Genomic DNA, 17,023 nt, shown 5'->3' on the forward strand with positions numbered 1-17,023 from the left:
AGATGCGAGGTTTTTTTATGCCCGGTGAACAGATTTGTAGGCCGGGTAAGGCGAAGCCGCCACCCGGCAAAACAGATTACTGCTTAGGCTCAGCAACCACTTTGCTACCCAGACCGCGGTTGTTGTATTCCCACATGCGGTTGAAGTTAGCGTCGTTCAGGTTGCGCTGCACGTTGCCTTTATCATCCACGGCACCGGTGTTGCCGGAGAATGGACGCTTAGACACTGCGGCGTCTGCCCACGGTTTTGCCGTGTTGAAACCTTCGTTGATCACGCTGTCGCGGATAACAACCTGGCCGTTGGTGGCAGAATCCACATCCAGAGAGCGACCCAACTGCGCCACGCCATTACCGGACGCGGTGAAGCGGCTGTTCACTGCCAGGAAGCCGTAGAACAGGTTGGACTGTGTTGCTGGTGCGAACACATAACCTTCTTGCTGTGTACGGGAATTCACTACGCGGAAATCCGTATTATCAAACACTACCGCGCCACGGCCGGAAACGAGGTCTACATCGCCTTCAACGTAGCTATTGGTGACCAGAGTACGGGTCAGACGATTGTTCACCAGTGCGTTCTGCACACCGCTGTTGGTCACGAAGAAGGTGTTCTGACGACCCAGAATGTTCACGTTATTAATCTGAACCTGATCGCCATCGCTGCGCAGTGCAACCGCCTGATGAGTACCGGCGTCCACGCTATCACCCAGGGTGTTTTGAATGGTCAAGTTCTGCAACTGGAGACCGTTATTCTGAGACCAGAATACCGCAGAGCACATCACACCCACGGTTGCGGTACGTTTGCTCTGGCAGTTATCGAACATATACCACGCAGGTTTGCCCGGCATATATTTCCCGGCCGGGTTCACCAGGCGACGCCAGGTGTTGCTGTCGATTTCGGAGTCAATCGCCAGACCGATTTTCACGTCGATGGCTTTTTCACCCGTACCGTACAGGGTAATGCTGCCCGGCGCGGCAGGCACGTATACAGTGCCTTCGTATTCGCCTGGCAGGATCGCGATGTACTGGCGGGATGCGCTGTGTTTAGTGATTGCTGCGTCAACCGCTGCCTGAATAGAGGTGTGCGTGACACCCTGCGTACCGGCCGGGCCGACGACGAAATCAGGCTGCTTAGGCAGGTTGATTGAAGACGGGCTCCACGGTGCCCCATTTGGGTCCATTGCCGTGAAGTAACGCGCCTGGCTGAAGTTTTTCGCTTCATCAGCAGACAGAATCGGACGAGATGCGGTGCCCGGTGCAACCTGCTCAGAAGGCTGCTGGTCCGGTGGCGTTGAGCTACATGCGGATAATGTCACGCCAAAGGCGAGTGCTAACGCCAGACGGGAAATCCTGGAAATGTTCAAGGTAAAGCTCCTGGGTATGCAAGTCTTAACGGGATAGACGAAATAGCCTGCTTTTTTATACTAAGTTGAGCGAAACGGGAAGTTTAAATGGTAAAAAGTTGCATTTTTCGCCCGGCGGATGCGGGAAAGTAATCACAAATAAATAACATTTTCCGTAAAGGCGGTTGACAGCGGCAAGCAGATGAAAATAAATGTCTATACAACCCATGACAAGTGGAAGCCCCATGCAGCAGCTTCATCCCGACGATGTTATCTGGCGTAATGCGCGACTGGCGACAATGGATCCCGACCATTCTGCCCCTTATGGACTGACCGAACACTGTGTGCTGGTGGTCCGCGACCAAACTATTCTGGCCATTATCCCCGAAACAGAAATCCCTCACGGGCGCGCTAACAGCATTGATTTAGCGGGAAGGCTGGTTACGCCGGGGCTTATCGACTGCCATACCCATCTGGTCTTTGGCGGCGATCGCGCGGCGGAATGGGAGCAGCGGTTAAACGGGGTCTCTTATCAGACCATCAGCGCCCAGGGCGGCGGGATTAACGCCACCGTGACTGCAACCCGCAACAGCACTCACGAAGCATTACTGGCGCTTGCGCAGCAGCGCCTGCAACGGCTGATGAATGAAGGCGTGACAACCCTTGAAATCAAGTCAGGATACGGTCTGAACGCCGAAGTCGAAGAGAAAATGTTGCAGGTGGCGCGTCAGCTTGGCGACGATTACCCGGTAGAAATCAGCCCGACGCTGCTTGCGGCTCATGCGGTTCCCGCGGAATACCGCCACGACCCGGATGCCTATCTCACGCTGGTGTGCGAACAGATAATGCCTGCCCTGTGGCAAAAAGGGTTGTTCGAATCTGTCGACGTCTTTTGCGAAAACGTCGGATTCACCCCGACGCAAACCGAGCGGGTATTCCAGGCTGCGCTCGCGCTGGGCATTCCGGTAAAAGGGCATGTCGAGCAGCTGTCTAATCTGGGCGGCGCGGCGTTGGTCAGCCGTTACCAGGGGCTGTCCGCCGATCATATTGAATATCTTGATGAGGCCGGGGTTCAGGCGATGGCAGAAAGCGGCACGGTTGCGGTTCTGCTGCCCGGCGCTTTCTATTTCCTCCAGGAGCGCCAGCGTCCGCCGGTTGAACAGCTCAGAAAGCAGGGCGTTGCGATGGCGGTCGCCACCGACTACAACCCCGGGACCAGCCCGTTTGCCAGCCTGCATCTGGCGATGAATATGGCCTGCGTCCAGTTTGGCCTGACACCGGAAGAAGCCTGGGCTGGCGTGACGCGACATGCCGCCCGCGCGCTCGGACGCGGTGGAACACACGGGCAGTTAAAGGCAGGCTTTGTGGCTGATTTTATCGTCTGGGATGCGAAGCACCCGGTGGAAATGGTGTATGAACCCGGGCGTAACCCGCTGTATCAGCGAATCTTCCGTGGGGAGGTAGTATGACGTTATGGCGGCCCGTTTCTGAGCAGGTCTGGCAGGGGCGCGATGACAGCGCAGAGGCCAGCAATGCCAAACGCATTTTTCAGACCATCCGGCAGCAGGCACAGTTTGCACCCGCCTCCTCAGGTATTGCGCTGCTGGGTTTCGCATGTGATGAAGGCGTAAAACGCAACCACGGCAGGCCGGGAGCCGCTCAGGCTCCCGATGTCCTGCGCAAGGCGCTGGCCAATATGGCCAGCCATCAGGGGCATGAGCAGCTTGCGGATCTGGGCACGATTGAGGTCGAAGGCGATGGGCTTGAGGCTGCACAGCGGGCGTTAAGCGATGCGGTTACGGCCTGCCAGCGTGCCGGGATGCATACGCTTGTCTTTGGTGGCGGACATGAAACGGCCTGGGCACACGGGCGTGGCGTACTGGATGCCTTCCCGCATGAGCGTGTGGCCATTATTAACCTCGATGCCCATCTCGATCTGCGCAAGGCCGAACGTGCCACCTCCGGCACGCCGTTTCGTCAGCTTGCGCACTACTGCGCTGAGCAGTCCCGCGCGTTTCAGTATGCCTGCTTTGGCGTGAGCCGGGCGGCAAATACTCAGGCGTTGTGGGATGAGGCCGAACGGCTGAACGTGACGCTGGTTGAAGATCTCCATTTCCGTCGCGATGCGTTATCCGTGCTTGAGGAGGTACTGGCCGGGGCAGACAGCGTTTATCTGACCATCGATCTTGATGTGTTGCCCGCCGGTGAGATGCCCGCCGTATCAGCCCCTGCGGCGTTAGGTATTCCTGCGCTGGATTTGTTGCCAGTTATCGAGCGCATCTGCCGCAGCGGAAAACTGCGGGCGGCAGATTTAGTTGAATTTAATCCACATTACGACCAGGACGGTCAGGGGGCGAAACTCGCCGCCCGTCTGGCCTGGCAAATTGCTCACTGGTGGGCATAACACAGGTTAAGGAGTCACCATGTTTTCACGCTCACCTCAGGCCAACCCGAGCCCGCCTGCGCCTTTTTATGAAAAGGTGAAGCAGGCGATCAGCGAAAAAATTGCCAGCGGCGTATGGCGCCCGCATGACCGCATCCCGTCAGAGGCTGAGCTGGTGGCGCAGTTTGGTTTTAGCCGCATGACCATTAACCGTGCGCTGCGCGAGCTAACCGATGAAGGTTTGCTGGTGCGCCTGCAAGGGGTGGGGACCTTTGTGGCTGAACCAAAAGGCCAATCAGCCCTGTTTGAAATCCGCAGTATTGCCGATGAGATTGCCGCGCGTAACCATCAGCACCGTTGCGAAGTGCTGGTGCTTGAAGAGACCCATGCCAGCGCCGAACAGGCTCTGGAGCTGAACGTCAAAGAGGGAACGCGGGTGTTCCATTCGATAATGGTCCACTTTGAAAATGATGTTCCGGTGCAGATTGAAGATCGCTGCGTCAACGCGCTGAGCGTGCCGGAATATCTTGAGCAGGACTACACCCGCACCACGCCGCACGCGTATCTGTCGCTGGTGGCTCCGCTCACTGAAGGGGAGCATATCGTGGAAGCGGTGCGCGCTACACAGCAGGAGTGTGAACTGCTACGGATGAAAGAGCACGATCCCTGCCTGCTTATCCGCCGCCGCACCTGGTCATCGTCCCAGATTGTGTCACACGCCAGGCTGCTCTTCCCGGGAGATCGTTACCGCTTGCAGGGCCATTTTATGTCCTGAGGGTCATAAGAAGTAAAAGCGTGATAGCTAACTCAATATAACAAAATTGTATCTTTTTTGTTAAAACCAATCTTGTGTGTGCTTGTCTATACAAGTATATCTATTTGTATCATCTGTCCCGTATGAGGAGCACACAATGTCGTCAGGTAAATACCGCCAGCAGGATGTCCGCGCCGCGCGCGGCACCACGCTCACCGCAAAAAGCTGGCTCACCGAAGCACCGCTGCGCATGTTGATGAACAACCTTGATCCTGAGGTCGCAGAAAATCCCCATGAGTTAGTGGTCTACGGCGGCATTGGCCGCGCCGCGCGCAACTGGGAGTGCTACGACGCCATTGTAGAAGCCCTGACTCAACTGGAAAACGACGAAACCCTGCTGGTGCAATCCGGCAAGCCGGTCGGGGTATTCAAAACTCACAAAAACGCACCGCGCGTGCTGATTGCAAACTCAAACCTGGTGCCACACTGGGCGACCTGGGAACACTTCAACGAGCTGGACGCGAAAGGGCTGGCGATGTACGGCCAGATGACGGCGGGCAGCTGGATCTACATTGGCAGCCAGGGGATTGTGCAGGGAACCTATGAAACCTTCGTTGAAGCCGGTCGCCAGCACTATAGCGGCTCGCTGAAAGGCCGCTGGGTCCTGACTGCGGGCCTGGGCGGAATGGGCGGCGCACAGCCGCTGGCAGCAACGCTTGCCGGTGCCTGTTCCCTGAACATTGAATGCCAGCAGAGCCGCATCGATTTCCGTCTGCGTACCCGCTATGTTGACGAGCAGGCCGAAAACCTTGATGACGCGCTGGCACGTATTAAAAAATACACCGCGGAAGGTAAAGCTATGTCGATTGCCCTGTGCGGTAACGCGGCAGATATCGTCCCGGAACTGGTGGCTCGTGGCGTTCGCCCGGATTTAGTTACCGACCAGACCAGCGCCCACGACCCGCTGCACGGCTATCTGCCAAAAGGCTGGACGTGGGAAGCCTACCAGCAAAAAGCCGAAACCGATCCGGAAGGCACGGTGCTCGCGGCAAAACAATCCATGGCAGAGCATGTGAGCGCCATGCTGGCGTTCAGCAAAATGGGCATCCCAACCTTCGATTACGGCAACAACATTCGCCAGATGGCAAAAGAGATGGGCGTTGCCAATGCCTTTGATTTCCCGGGCTTCGTACCGGCTTATATCCGCCCGCTGTTCTGTCGCGGTATTGGCCCGTTCCGCTGGGTGGCCCTGTCCGGCGACCCGGAAGATATCTACAAAACGGATGCAAAAGTTAAAGAGATTGTCGCAGACGACGAACACCTGCATCACTGGCTGGATATGGCCCGCGAACGCATTAACTTCCAGGGCTTACCGGCGCGTATCTGCTGGGTAGGGCTGGAATGGCGCCAGAAGCTGGGCCTGGCGTTTAACGAAATGGTGCGCAGCGGTGAAGTTTCCGCACCGATTGTTATCGGGCGTGATCACCTCGATTCCGGTTCGGTCGCCAGCCCGAACCGTGAAACCGAAGCCATGCGTGACGGATCGGATGCGGTATCCGACTGGCCATTGCTGAATGCGTTGCTGAACACCGCCAGCGGTGCAACCTGGGTATCACTGCACCACGGCGGCGGCGTAGGAATGGGCTTCTCCCAGCATTCGGGGATGGTCATTGTCTGCGACGGCACTGACGAAGCGGCCGCGCGTATCGCTCGCGTGCTGCATAACGACCCGGCAACCGGCGTGATGCGTCACGCGGATGCGGGTTACGAGATAGCGGTTGAATGTGCCAAAGAGCAGGGGCTAAACCTGCCGATGATCCCTGCCACACAAGGAAAGCTTTAATGAACGCTCTTACACTCACTCCCGGCTCACTGACGCTAAAACAGCTGCGTAACGTCTGGCGTCACCCGGTAACACTGGCGCTGGATGAAAGCGCCCATCGCGCAATTAACGACAGCGTTGCCTGCGTCGAGGCCATTGTGGCCGAAGGGCGCACCGCATACGGTATCAACACCGGATTTGGCCTGTTAGCCCAGACGCGAATTGCGACTCACGATCTGGAAAACCTGCAACGCTCGCTGGTGCTTTCCCATGCAGCGGGTGTGGGGCAGCCGCTGGATGATGAGATTGTCCGTCTGATGATGGTGCTCAAAATCAACAGCCTGGCGCGTGGTTTTTCCGGCATCCGACTGAGCGTTATCCAGGCGCTGATGGCGCTGGTGAATGCCGGAGTTTATCCGTGGATCCCGGCGAAAGGCTCAGTGGGCGCTTCCGGCGACCTGGCACCGCTGGCGCATATGTCTTTGCTACTGCTGGGTGAAGGCAAGGCGCGCTGGCAGGGAGAGTGGTTACCTGCAACAGAAGCGCTGAAAAAAGCCGGTCTGGCGCCGATTACGCTGGCGGCGAAAGAGGGGCTGGCGCTGCTCAATGGGACGCAGGCATCCACGGCGTTTGCCCTGCGCGGCCTGTTTGAAGCCGAAGATCTGTTTGCCTCGGCGGTGGTGTGCGGTGCACTGACCACGGAAGCGGTGCTCGGCTCTCGTCGTCCGTTTGATGCCCGTATTCACGAGGTGCGCGGTCAGCGCGGGCAGATTGACGCTGCCGCCCTGTATCGCCATCTGCTGACCGATACCAGTGACATTGCCGAGTCTCACCATAACTGCGACAAGGTGCAGGACCCGTATTCCCTGCGCTGCCAGCCGCAGGTGATGGGGGCGTGTCTGACGCAGCTGCGTCAGGCGGCAGAGGTATTGCTGGTGGAAGCTAACGCGGTGTCGGATAACCCGCTGGTGTTTGCCCAGGAAAACGAGGTGGTGTCCGGCGGTAACTTCCACGCCGAGCCTGTGGCGATGGCGGCGGATAACATCGCGCTGGCCATTGCCGAAGTGGGTGCGTTATCTGAACGCCGTATCGCGCTGATGATGGACAAACACATGTCTCAGCTGCCGCCGTTCCTGGTGCGTAACGGTGGGGTGAACTCGGGCTTTATGATTGCCCAGGTGACGGCCGCGGCGCTGGCAAGTGAGAACAAAGCGTTGTCGCATCCACACAGCGTGGACAGCCTGCCGACTTCGGCAAACCAGGAAGATCACGTTTCGATGGCTCCGGCTGCCGGGCGTCGTCTGTGGGAGATGGCTTCTAACACCCGCGGCGTGCTGGCGGTTGAGTGGCTGGCAGCCTGCCAGGGGATCGATCTGCGTGATGGGCTGAAATCCAGTGCATTGCTGGAACAGGCGCGCCATGTTCTGCGCGAGCATGTCACGCATTATGACGATGATCGTTTCTTTGCCCCGGATATTGATAAAGCGATGCAGCTTCTTGAAGAAGGGCGACTGGTGGGATTATTACCTTCTGTGCTGTGATTGTTTGCCCGGTGGCGCTGCGCTTACCGGGCCTACGAGTGCAAAATGTAGGCCGGGTAAGGCGAAGCCGCCACCCGGCTTTTTTCAGGAGTACATCGCCGTTATCGAGGCGCTTCCCAGCGTTTGGAAGTGCACGTTAAAACCCACCATCGCGCCGCTGGCACCTTCGTCCACCTCAATCTTATCCACATCCAGTGCATGAACCGTGAAGATATAGCGGTGGGTTTCCCCTTTTGGTGGCGCCGCGCCGCCGTAGCCCGCTTTACCAAAATCGGTACGCGTCTGGATCGCGCCTTCTGGCAGGGCGGAAACGCCAGAACCCGCACCCTGCGGCAGGACGCGCGTGCTGGCAGGCAGGTTGGCGACAATCCAGTGCCACCAGCCGGAGCCGGTTGGCGCATCCGGGTCGTAGCAGGTGACGACAAAGCTTTTGGTTCCCGCAGGAACGTCATCCCAGGCCAGATGCGGGGATAAATTATCCCCCTGATATCCCATTCCGTTAAATACGTGGCGCTCAGGCAATTTCTCGCCGTCGCGCAGATCCTGACTGATGAGTTTCATTCGTTTTCTCCGTACTGAGCCGTGCAAAAAGTGTAATGCATAAACAGAGTACCGAAGCTAACGCCCTGGATTAAATCGCAAAATGTGCGGGAACCTTAACCGCTTCGACAACCGCGGCGGTCAGCTTGCGCAGCTGTACCCCGGTAATAAGGTACGGCGGCATCAGATAAATCAGTTTCCCGAAAGGACGAACCCAGACGCCACGCTCGACGAAGAAGCGTTGTAGCGCGGCCATATTTACCGGATGCGTTGTCTCAATCACGCCAATTGCGCCAAGTACGCGCACATCCGCCACAAACTCAGAGTCTGATGCCGCGCTGAGCTCCTGCTGAAGCTGCGCTTCAATCGCGGCAACCTGGGTTTGCCATTCACCGCTTTCCAGAATGGCCAGGCTTTCGCTTGCCACCGCACAGGCCAGTGGATTTCCCATAAATGTCGGGCCATGCATAAAGCAACCCGCTTCGCCGTCGCTGATGGTATCCGCAACGTGGCGGGTGGTGAGCGTGGCGGAAAGCGTCATCGTGCCACCGGTCAATGCCTTACCCAGGCACAGGATATCCGGCGCAATACCGGCATGTTCGCAGGCAAACAGTTTACCGGTGCGGCCAAAGCCGGTGGCTATCTCATCAGCAATCAGCAGAATGCCCTCGCGATCGCACATCTTACGAATACGTTTTAGCCACTCCGGGTGGTACATGCGCATCCCGCCCGCGCCCTGCACAACGGGTTCCAGGATCACGGCGGCTATCTCGTGGCGGTGCGCGGCCATCAGGCGTGCGAAGCCCACCATATCGGCTTCGTTCCATTCGCCATCAAAGCGGCTCTGCGGCGCTGGGGCAAACAGGTTATCCGGCAGGTAGCCTTTCCACAGGCTGTGCATCGAGTTATCCGGGTCACAGACCGACATGGCGCCGAAGGTATCCCCGTGATAACCGTTGCGGAAGGTGAGGAACCGCTGGCGAGACTCGCCTTTGGCGTGCCAGTACTGCAACGCCATTTTCATCGCCACCTCAACGGCCACGGAACCTGAGTCAGCGAGGAAAACGCACTCCAGCGAGTCCGGCGTCATCGCCACCAGACGGCGGCAAAGATCAACCGCAGGCTGATGGGTGATACCGCCGAACATCACGTGCGACATCTGGTCAATCTGCGCTTTCATCGCCGCGTTCAGACGCGGATTGTTGTAACCGTGAATGGCGGCCCACCAGGAAGACATCCCGTCAACAAGCCGCTCTCCGCTGGCGAGATGCAGTTCGCAGCCTCGGGCAGAGGCCACCGGGTAAACGGGCAGCGGGTTCGTCGTGGAAGTGTAAGGGTGCCAGATATGCAGCTTATCGAAGGCGAGATCGTCCTGGGTCATAATCGACTTGTAAACCATTTTGAAAAGTTTTAGGTTTACGAGTATAAACCGAACCGGAAATTAACAAAACCCTTTGGAGAAGCCCGATGGCTCACCACGCACGCTGGACAATGTCGCAAGTTACTGAATTATTCAATAAACCTTTCCTTGAGCTATTGTTTGAAGCGCAAACGGTACACCGTCAGCACTTCGACCCGCGTCATGTGCAGGTCAGTACGCTGCTGTCGATTAAGACGGGCGCGTGCCCGGAAGATTGCAAATATTGCCCGCAAAGTGCCCGCTATAAAACCGGTCTTGAATCCGAACGCCTGATGGAAGTTGAGCAGGTTCTGGATTCCGCGCGTAAAGCGAAAAACGCCGGGTCGACCCGTTTTTGCATGGGTGCGGCGTGGAAAAACCCGCACGATCGCGACATGCCATACCTGGAACAGATGGTGAAAGGCGTGAAGGAGATGGGGCTGGAAGCCTGTATGACCCTGGGAACGCTGAATGACGATCAGGCGCAACGCTTGTCCGCTGCGGGGCTGGATTACTACAACCATAACCTCGACACCTCTCCGGAGTTTTACGGCAACATCATCACCACGCGTACCTACCAGGAGCGTCTGGACACGCTGGATAAAGTCCGCGATGCAGGCATCAAAGTGTGTTCCGGCGGGATCGTTGGTCTGGGCGAAACGGTGAAAGATCGCGCTGGCTTGCTGCTGCAACTGGCCAACCTGCCAACCCCACCAGAAAGCGTGCCAATCAACATGCTGGTTAAGGTGAAAGGTACGCCGCTGGCGGATAACGACGATGTCGATGCGTTTGATTTTATCCGTACCATTGCGGTGGCGCGCATCATGATGCCAACTTCCTTTGTGCGCCTGTCTGCCGGACGCGAGCAGATGAGCGAACAGACCCAGGCTATGTGCTTTATGGCCGGTGCGAACTCCATCTTCTACGGCTGCAAACTGCTGACCACGCCAAACCCGGAAGAGGACAAAGACGTCCAGTTGTTCCGTAAATTGGGGCTGAATCCGCATCAGACCGAGGTGCTGACGGGTGATAACGAGCAACAGCAGCAGCTGGAGCAGCAAATTTTCAACGCCGATACTGACCAGTTTTACAACGCGGCGACCGTATGACCTGGCAACAACGCATAAACACCGCCCTGGAGGAACGCCGGGCGGCGGAGACTTTTCGCGTACGCAGGGTGGTGGAAAACGGTGCAGGCCGTTTTCTCACCCGCGACAATCAGCGTTTTTGCAATTTCTCCAGTAACGATTATCTGGCCCTGAGTCAGCACCCGCAGGTTGTCCGCGCCTGGCAGCAGGGTGCCGAACGTTACGGCGTGGGCAGTGGCGGATCGGGCCACGTCAGCGGCTACACCACAGCCCATCAGGCGCTGGAAGAAGAGCTTGCCGACTGGTTGGGGTATCCCCGTGCGTTGCTGTTTATCTCGGGCTTTGCGGCCAATCAGGCGGTGATTACTGCCCTGATGGGGAAAGACGACAGAATTGTGGCCGACCGTTTAAGCCATGCCTCACTACTGGAGGCGGCAAACCTGAGTCCGGCGCAGCTTCGCCGCTTTGCCCATAATGACGCCACCCCGCTTCACGCTCTGCTGGGCAAACCCTGTGACGGCCAGCAGCTGGTGGTGACGGAAGGGGTGTTTAGCATGGACGGCGACAGTGCACCGCTGAACGCCCTGCATGACACAGCGCAGCAGCACAATGCCTGGCTGCTGGTGGATGATGCCCACGGCATCGGTGTGGTGGGTGATGAAGGGCGCGGAAGCGCGTATCACCAGGGCGTGAAACCCGAATTGCTGGTGGTGACGTTCGGTAAAGGATTCGGCGTCAGCGGCGCGGCGGTACTGTGCAGTGAAACGGTGGCCGATTATCTGCTGCAATTCGCACGACACCTGATTTACAGCACCAGTATGCCACCTGCGCAGGCCGTGGCGCTATCTGCGGCTATGCAGGTCATTCGCGGGGATGACGGAGAAGCACGTCGGCAGCGCTTAGCGCAGCACATTCGCCATTTCCGCCGGGGCTTAAGCACGCTACCTTTCCAGAGCACTGACTCACTGAGTGCCATTCAGCCGGTGATCGTGGGGGATAACGGCCAGGCGCTGGAGCTGGCGCAACGGCTTCGTGAACAGGGCATGTGGGTGACGGCGATCCGCCCGCCGACTGTACCACCGGGTACGGCGCGGTTACGCCTCACGCTCACGGCGGCGCACGAAACGCAGGATATCGATACGCTGCTGGAGGCGCTGCATGTCGCCCGTCAATAAAGAGGCCATTGCAGCCGCGTTTGGCCGCGCGGCGCAGAGCTATTCACAACACGATGAACTGCAACGTCAGAGCGCGCGTGGGTTGCTCCGCACGCTGGGTGAAAGCGATTTCCCGCAGGTGCTGGATGCCGGGTGTGGCCCGGGCGCAAATAGCCGCTACTGGCGTGCGGCGGGAAGCTGTGTGACGGCTATCGATCTCTCCTCGCAAATGCTGGACGAAGCACGCCAGCAACAGGCGGCCGACCGCTATCTGGTGGCGGATATTGAAGCTATTCCCCTGCCAGATGAGCAGTTTGACCTGGTGTGGAGCCACCTTGCGGTGCAGTGGTGCAGCAGCCTGCCTCAGGCGTTGCATGAACTGTATCGCGTGGCACGACCAGGCGGAAAAATCGCCTTTACCACGCTGCTTGAAAGCTCGTTGCCGGAGCTAAATCAGGCCTGGCACGCGGTGGATAGCGGGGCGCACGCGAACCGATTTTTATCGCAGGACGAAGTGCTCCAGGCGCTGAAAGGCTGGCGTTATCGCAGTGTGGTGCAGACCATTACGCTCAGTTTTAGCGATGCCCTCAGTGCCATGCGCTCACTGAAAGGCATTGGGGCGACGCATTTGCATTCAGGGCGGGACACAAAACCGCTTACCCGTGGTCAGTTGCACCGTTTAGAGATGGCCTGGCCGCAGCAACAGGGTGAGTTTCCGCTCTCTTATCAACTTTTTCATGGGATTATCGAACGTGACTGAACGTTATTTTGTCACCGGCACCGATACGGAAGTCGGTAAGACGGTTGCCAGCTCGGCGCTATTACAGGCGGCGAATCTGCAAGGGTTTATCACCGCTGGCTACAAACCTGTGGCCTCCGGCAGTGAAATGACGGCAGAGGGGTTACGCAACACCGACGCGCTGGCGTTGCAACGTAACAGCAGCCTTGCGCTGAGCTACCCGCAGGTGAATCCATACACGTTCGCGGAACCAACCTCGCCGCACATCGTCAGTGCAGATGAAGGTCGGGCGATTGATTTCGCGGTGCTGTCGGGGGGATTACGTGCTCTGGAGCAGCAGGCAGAGTGGGTACTGGTGGAAGGGGCTGGCGGCTGGTTTACCCCGCTTTCGGACCAACAGACCTTTGCCGACTGGGTTCAGGCTGAGCAGCTTCCGGTCATTCTGGTGGTGGGGGTGAAGCTTGGCTGCATCAACCACGCCATGCTGACTGCGCAGGCTATCCAGCAGGCAGGGTTGCGCCTTGCGGGCTGGATAGCCAACGATGTGGTTGCCCCGGGCAGGCGTCATCAGGAGTATCTGGCAACGCTAAAACGCGTGCTGCCTGCGCCATGTCTGGGTGAGATCCCCTGGCTTGCTGAGGGGGCCGACAGTGCCGAAACCGGTCACTATCTGGATCTCAGCGTCTTGCCTCCAGCGTCATCCAGTGGGCAATAAGCTCATCATTAAGCTCGTTAACGTGGCCCTGCGCCACGTTACGCCCGCGATACAACATGCAGAAGCGGTCCGCAACCCGGCGGATAAACGATAGCTGCTGCTCCGCTAACAGTACTGTCATACCCAGCTCCCGGTTCAGCCGTATCAGCAGTTGCGCAAGCTTCTGGGCAAAGCTCGGCCCCGCGCCGTGCATCGGCTCATCCAGAATCAATACCCGCGGTCGGTTCACCAGGGCGTTGGCTATCGCCAGTTGATACTGAATATCCGGCGATAACCCGTTGGCGCGGGTCTGGCGCAGCGTATAGAGCTGCGGGAACAGGGCGTAAACCTCGCTTTTGGCGGTGGCATCCGGCTTCCCGGTGGCCCGCATCGCGATATGCAGATTTTCTTCAATGGTCAGTTGCGAGAATATCCGCCTGTCCTGCGGGACGTAGCCAATGCCAGGACGGTTTCGCTGTTCCGGTGGCTGGCTGAGCAGGTCACGCGGAGGGGCGCCTGCTTCATGCCAGATGATGGTTCCGCTCTCAACGGGTAAATTGCCCGCGATACAGTTCATCAGCGTGGATTTCCCCATACCCGGCAGGCCAACGACCCCCGTACACAGACCTGGCGGTAAATCTAAATCAACATTCCATAGCGTATGTTGGCTTCCGTAAAACTGATTCACTGCACGCAGACTCAACATGTTTCTCTCCTTAAACATCGATGTGGGTATGGCTCGTACGAATTGTGCAAAACTCCTGCCAGAACCGTTAAGTTGATTAAAAAAGAGACTTTTTTAGGAATGAGCCTGGGGCAAGGGAGGGATGCGGCAGGGAATTGCACAGTAGCAGTGCCGGTGGTGTTGATTTGTGGTGCAGCGGCATAATCACTGAATTGTGATTAAGATCTCACCAATCCGTTATGTCTGGCGCAACTGATTACCATCAAAAAAGAGCTATAAAAATTTTTTGTCACCCCACCGATGGGAAAAACCGGGAATTAGCTGAGTGGCGGTCTATACGGGCTGGAGGCAGTTATCCACTATTCCTGTGGATAACCATGTGTATTAGAGTTAGAAAACACGCGATAAGCGAGAGAATACGCGGCTTACGCCTGAATTGGTGCGAAACGCGGCTTTATGAAATATCGGTTAAAAATCAATTTGTTATATAAAAGCAATTAGCGTAATGAAACTGTCACTGGTTGCCACAAAACTTTCATTACACACCTTGACAAATGTTAAAAAAGAAAAAGTTCTGGGGATAACCCGGGTTCGCTGGTGTTTTATTTTGTCACAGTCTAAATTTTGACCGGGATTGCGCTAATCATCCGAACGCTACTCTAAATATCCTGCCACGCCACTGGTTTTTCATCCAGTATTTTTTACTGGCAATCCTGGCAGCTGCGAGTAAAATTACTCACCTGCCGCTAATTACGTCATCAGGTCATCGCCCATGAGTAAACCGTTCAAATTGAATTCTGTTTTCAGCCCTTCAGGCGACCAGCCTGAGGCGATCCGTCGCCTGGAAGAGGGGCTGGAAGACGGTCTGGCACATCAAACGCTGCTGGGCGTTACCGGCTCGGGTAAAACGTTTACCGTTGCCAACGTCATTGCGGATCTCCAGCGCCCCACAATGGTGCTTGCCCCGAATAAAACGCTGGCGGCTCAGCTCTATGGCGAAATGAAGGAGTTCTTCCCGGAGAATGCGGTGGAGTACTTCGTCTCTTACTACGATTACTACCAGCCTGAAGCGTATGTCCCAAGCTCCGATACCTTTATCGAAAAAGATGCGTCGGTAAACGAACACATCGAACAAATGCGTCTGTCGGCAACCAAAGCGCTGCTGGAACGCCGCGATGTCATTGTGGTGGCGTCGGTGTCCGCTATCTACGGTCTGGGCGACCCGGATTTGTACCTGAAGATGATGCTGCACCTCACTCAGGGGATGATCATCGATCAGCGTGCGATTTTGCGCCGCCTGGCGGAGCTGCAATACACCCGTAACGACCAGGCCTTCCAGCGCGGTACGTTCCGCGTGCGCGGTGAAGTTATCGATATCTTCCCGGCAGAGTCGGACGATATTGCACTGCGTGTTGAACTGTTCGACGAAGAGGTTGAGCGGCTGTCGTTGTTTGACCCGCTGACCGGGCATGTGGAATCGATCATTCAGCGTTTCACCGTTTACCCTAAAACGCACTACGTAACCCCGCGCGAACGTATTGTGCAGGCGATGGAAGAGATCAAAGTCGAGCTGGCAGACCGCCGTAAGGTGCTGCTGGCGAATAACAAGCTGCTCGAGGAGCAGCGCTTAAGCCAGCGCACCCAGTTTGACCTGGAGATGATGAACGAGCTGGGGTACTGCTCCGGTATCGAAAACTACTCACGCTTCCTCTCTGGCCGTGGGCCGGGCGAGCCACCGCCAACCCTGTTTGACTATCTCCCGGCGGACGGCCTGCTGGTGGTGGATGAATCCCACGTGACGATCCCGCAGATTGGCGGCATGTATCGCGGTGACCGGGCTCGTAAAGAGACGCTGGTGGAGTACGGCTTCCGCCTGCCATCAGCGCTGGATAACCGCCCGATGAAGTTTGAAGAGTTTGAAGCGCTTGCCCCGCAAACTATCTACGTGTCGGCAACGCCAGGTAGCTACGAGCTGGAAAAATCCGGCGATGAGGTCGTTGACCAGGTGGTGCGTCCGACCGGTCTGTTGGATCCGATTATCGAAGTGCGTCCTGTTGCCACCCAGGTTGACGATCTTCTGTCTGAGATCCGCACTCGCGCTGCCATCAATGAGCGCGTGCTGGTGACGACCCTGACCAAGCGCATGGCGGAAGATCTGACTGAATATCTTGAAGAACACGGTGAGCGCGTGCGGTATCTGCACTCGGATATCGATACCGTCGAGCGTATGGAGATCATCCGTGACCTGCGCCTGGGCGAGTTCGACGTACTGGTGGGGATCAACCTGCTGCGAGAAGGTCTGGATATGCCAGAAGTGTCGCTGGTTGCGATTCTGGATGCCGACAAAGAGGGCTTCCTGCGTTCTGAACGTTCCCTGATCCAGACCATCGGCCGTGCCGCACGTAACGTGAACGGCAAGGCAATCCTCTACGGCGATAAGATAACCCCATCGATGGCGAAAGCGATTGGTGAAACGGAACGTCGACGCGAGAAACAGCAGCGTTATAACGAAGAAAACGGTATTACGCCACAAGGGCTGAACAAGAAGGTGGTGGATATCCTGGCGCTGGGGCAGAACATCGCCAAAACCAAAGCGAAAGGGCGTGGCAAGGCACGTTCAGTGGTGGAAGAAGATACCGTCGTGCTGACGCCGAAAGCGCTCCAGCAGAAAATTCATGAGCTGGAAGCACAGATGATGCAGCACGCGCAGAACCTGGAGTTTGAAGAGGCTGCGCAAATCCGCGATCAGCTGCATCAGTTGCGGGATCTGTTTATTGCGGCATCGTAACAAAAGCAAGATGGCAGCCAGAAGCTGCCATCTTTAGTGTTTTCTCCCTCTCCCTGTGGGCTGAGGGTTCCCCAGTAATGTTTATCTTTATTCAGCG

Annotated in this window: 14 protein-coding genes; 10 read left to right on the forward strand and 4 right to left on the reverse strand. The window is 57.2% G+C overall.

Annotated features, from left to right (window positions below):
• Positions 1-76: 76 nt before the first annotated feature.
• Positions 77-1,360: a putative acyl-CoA thioester hydrolase gene (locus M987_RS12235; protein ID WP_014069411.1), complete on the reverse strand. Its 1,284-nt coding sequence runs from the start codon at positions 1,358-1,360 to the stop codon at positions 77-79.
• Positions 1,361-1,584: 224 nt separating this feature from the next.
• On the opposite strand from M987_RS12235, the gene hutI reads away from it, so the two are divergent.
• From hutI to hutH, 5 genes are all read left to right on the forward strand, one after another.
• On the forward strand, positions 1,585-2,808 hold the full coding sequence (hutI, locus tag M987_RS12240) for an imidazolonepropionase (protein ID WP_014069412.1): 1,224 nt from the start codon (positions 1,585-1,587) through the stop codon (positions 2,806-2,808).
• Entirely contained in the window at positions 2,805-3,743 is a 939-nt protein-coding gene (gene hutG / locus M987_RS12245; protein WP_014069413.1) for a formimidoylglutamase, read from the forward strand. The genes hutI and hutG overlap by 4 nt, the downstream gene beginning before the upstream one ends.
• A 19-nt stretch (positions 3,744-3,762) precedes the next feature.
• Positions 3,763-4,497, forward strand: a complete 735-nt coding sequence (locus M987_RS12250) for a histidine utilization repressor (protein ID WP_014069414.1) — start codon at positions 3,763-3,765, stop codon at positions 4,495-4,497.
• A gap of 136 nt (positions 4,498-4,633) precedes the next feature.
• Complete coding sequence (hutU, locus tag M987_RS12255; protein WP_014069415.1) at positions 4,634-6,319, forward strand: urocanate hydratase; 1,686 nt, start codon at positions 4,634-4,636, stop codon at positions 6,317-6,319.
• On the forward strand, positions 6,319-7,839 hold the full coding sequence (gene hutH / locus M987_RS12260; protein ID WP_014069416.1) for a histidine ammonia-lyase: 1,521 nt from the start codon (positions 6,319-6,321) through the stop codon (positions 7,837-7,839). Before hutU ends, hutH begins: the two co-directional genes overlap by 1 nt.
• An 84-nt stretch (positions 7,840-7,923) precedes the next feature.
• On the opposite strand, the gene M987_RS12265 is transcribed toward hutH, so the two are convergent.
• Both M987_RS12265 and bioA read right to left on the reverse strand, forming a co-directional pair.
• Positions 7,924-8,400 carry a kinase inhibitor gene (locus M987_RS12265; RefSeq protein WP_014069417.1) on the reverse strand — a complete coding sequence of 159 codons (477 nt, stop codon included), beginning with the start codon at positions 8,398-8,400 and terminating at the stop codon, positions 7,924-7,926.
• Positions 8,401-8,470: 70 nt separating this feature from the next.
• Positions 8,471-9,760, reverse strand: a complete 1,290-nt coding sequence (bioA, locus tag M987_RS12270; RefSeq protein WP_074392831.1) for an adenosylmethionine--8-amino-7-oxononanoate transaminase — start codon at positions 9,758-9,760, stop codon at positions 8,471-8,473.
• Between the two features lie 86 nt (positions 9,761-9,846).
• Here bioA and bioB point away from each other — a divergent pair, with 86 nt between their 5' ends.
• The 4 genes from bioB to bioD are packed head-to-tail and all read left to right on the forward strand — an operon-like array spanning position 9,847 to position 13,474.
• Complete coding sequence (gene bioB / locus M987_RS12275; RefSeq protein WP_014069419.1) at positions 9,847-10,887, forward strand: biotin synthase BioB; 1,041 nt, start codon at positions 9,847-9,849, stop codon at positions 10,885-10,887.
• Positions 10,884-12,041 carry an 8-amino-7-oxononanoate synthase gene (bioF, locus tag M987_RS12280; RefSeq protein ID WP_014069420.1) on the forward strand — a complete coding sequence of 386 codons (1,158 nt, stop codon included), beginning with the start codon at positions 10,884-10,886 and terminating at the stop codon, positions 12,039-12,041. The genes bioB and bioF overlap by 4 nt, the downstream gene beginning before the upstream one ends.
• Positions 12,025-12,780: a malonyl-ACP O-methyltransferase BioC gene (bioC, locus tag M987_RS12285; RefSeq protein WP_014069421.1), complete on the forward strand. Its 756-nt coding sequence runs from the start codon at positions 12,025-12,027 to the stop codon at positions 12,778-12,780. The genes bioF and bioC overlap by 17 nt, the downstream gene beginning before the upstream one ends.
• Complete coding sequence (bioD, locus tag M987_RS12290) at positions 12,773-13,474, forward strand: dethiobiotin synthase (RefSeq protein ID WP_014069422.1); 702 nt, start codon at positions 12,773-12,775, stop codon at positions 13,472-13,474. The genes bioC and bioD overlap by 8 nt, the downstream gene beginning before the upstream one ends.
• Here the strand turns inward: bioD and M987_RS12295 are convergent.
• A complete protein-coding gene (locus M987_RS12295; protein ID WP_014069423.1) occupies positions 13,437-14,159 on the reverse strand; it encodes an ABC transporter ATP-binding protein in 723 nt (240 codons plus the stop codon). The genes bioD and M987_RS12295 overlap by 38 nt on opposite strands.
• A gap of 751 nt (positions 14,160-14,910) precedes the next feature.
• Here M987_RS12295 and uvrB point away from each other — a divergent pair.
• Entirely contained in the window at positions 14,911-16,926 is a 2,016-nt protein-coding gene (gene uvrB, locus M987_RS12300; protein ID WP_014069424.1) for an excinuclease ABC subunit UvrB, read from the forward strand.
• The last annotated feature ends 97 nt before the right edge of the window (positions 16,927-17,023 follow it).

It is taken from the genome of Enterobacter soli ATCC BAA-2102 (genome assembly GCF_001654845.1).
GTDB lineage: Bacteria > Pseudomonadota > Gammaproteobacteria > Enterobacterales > Enterobacteriaceae > Enterobacter > Enterobacter soli.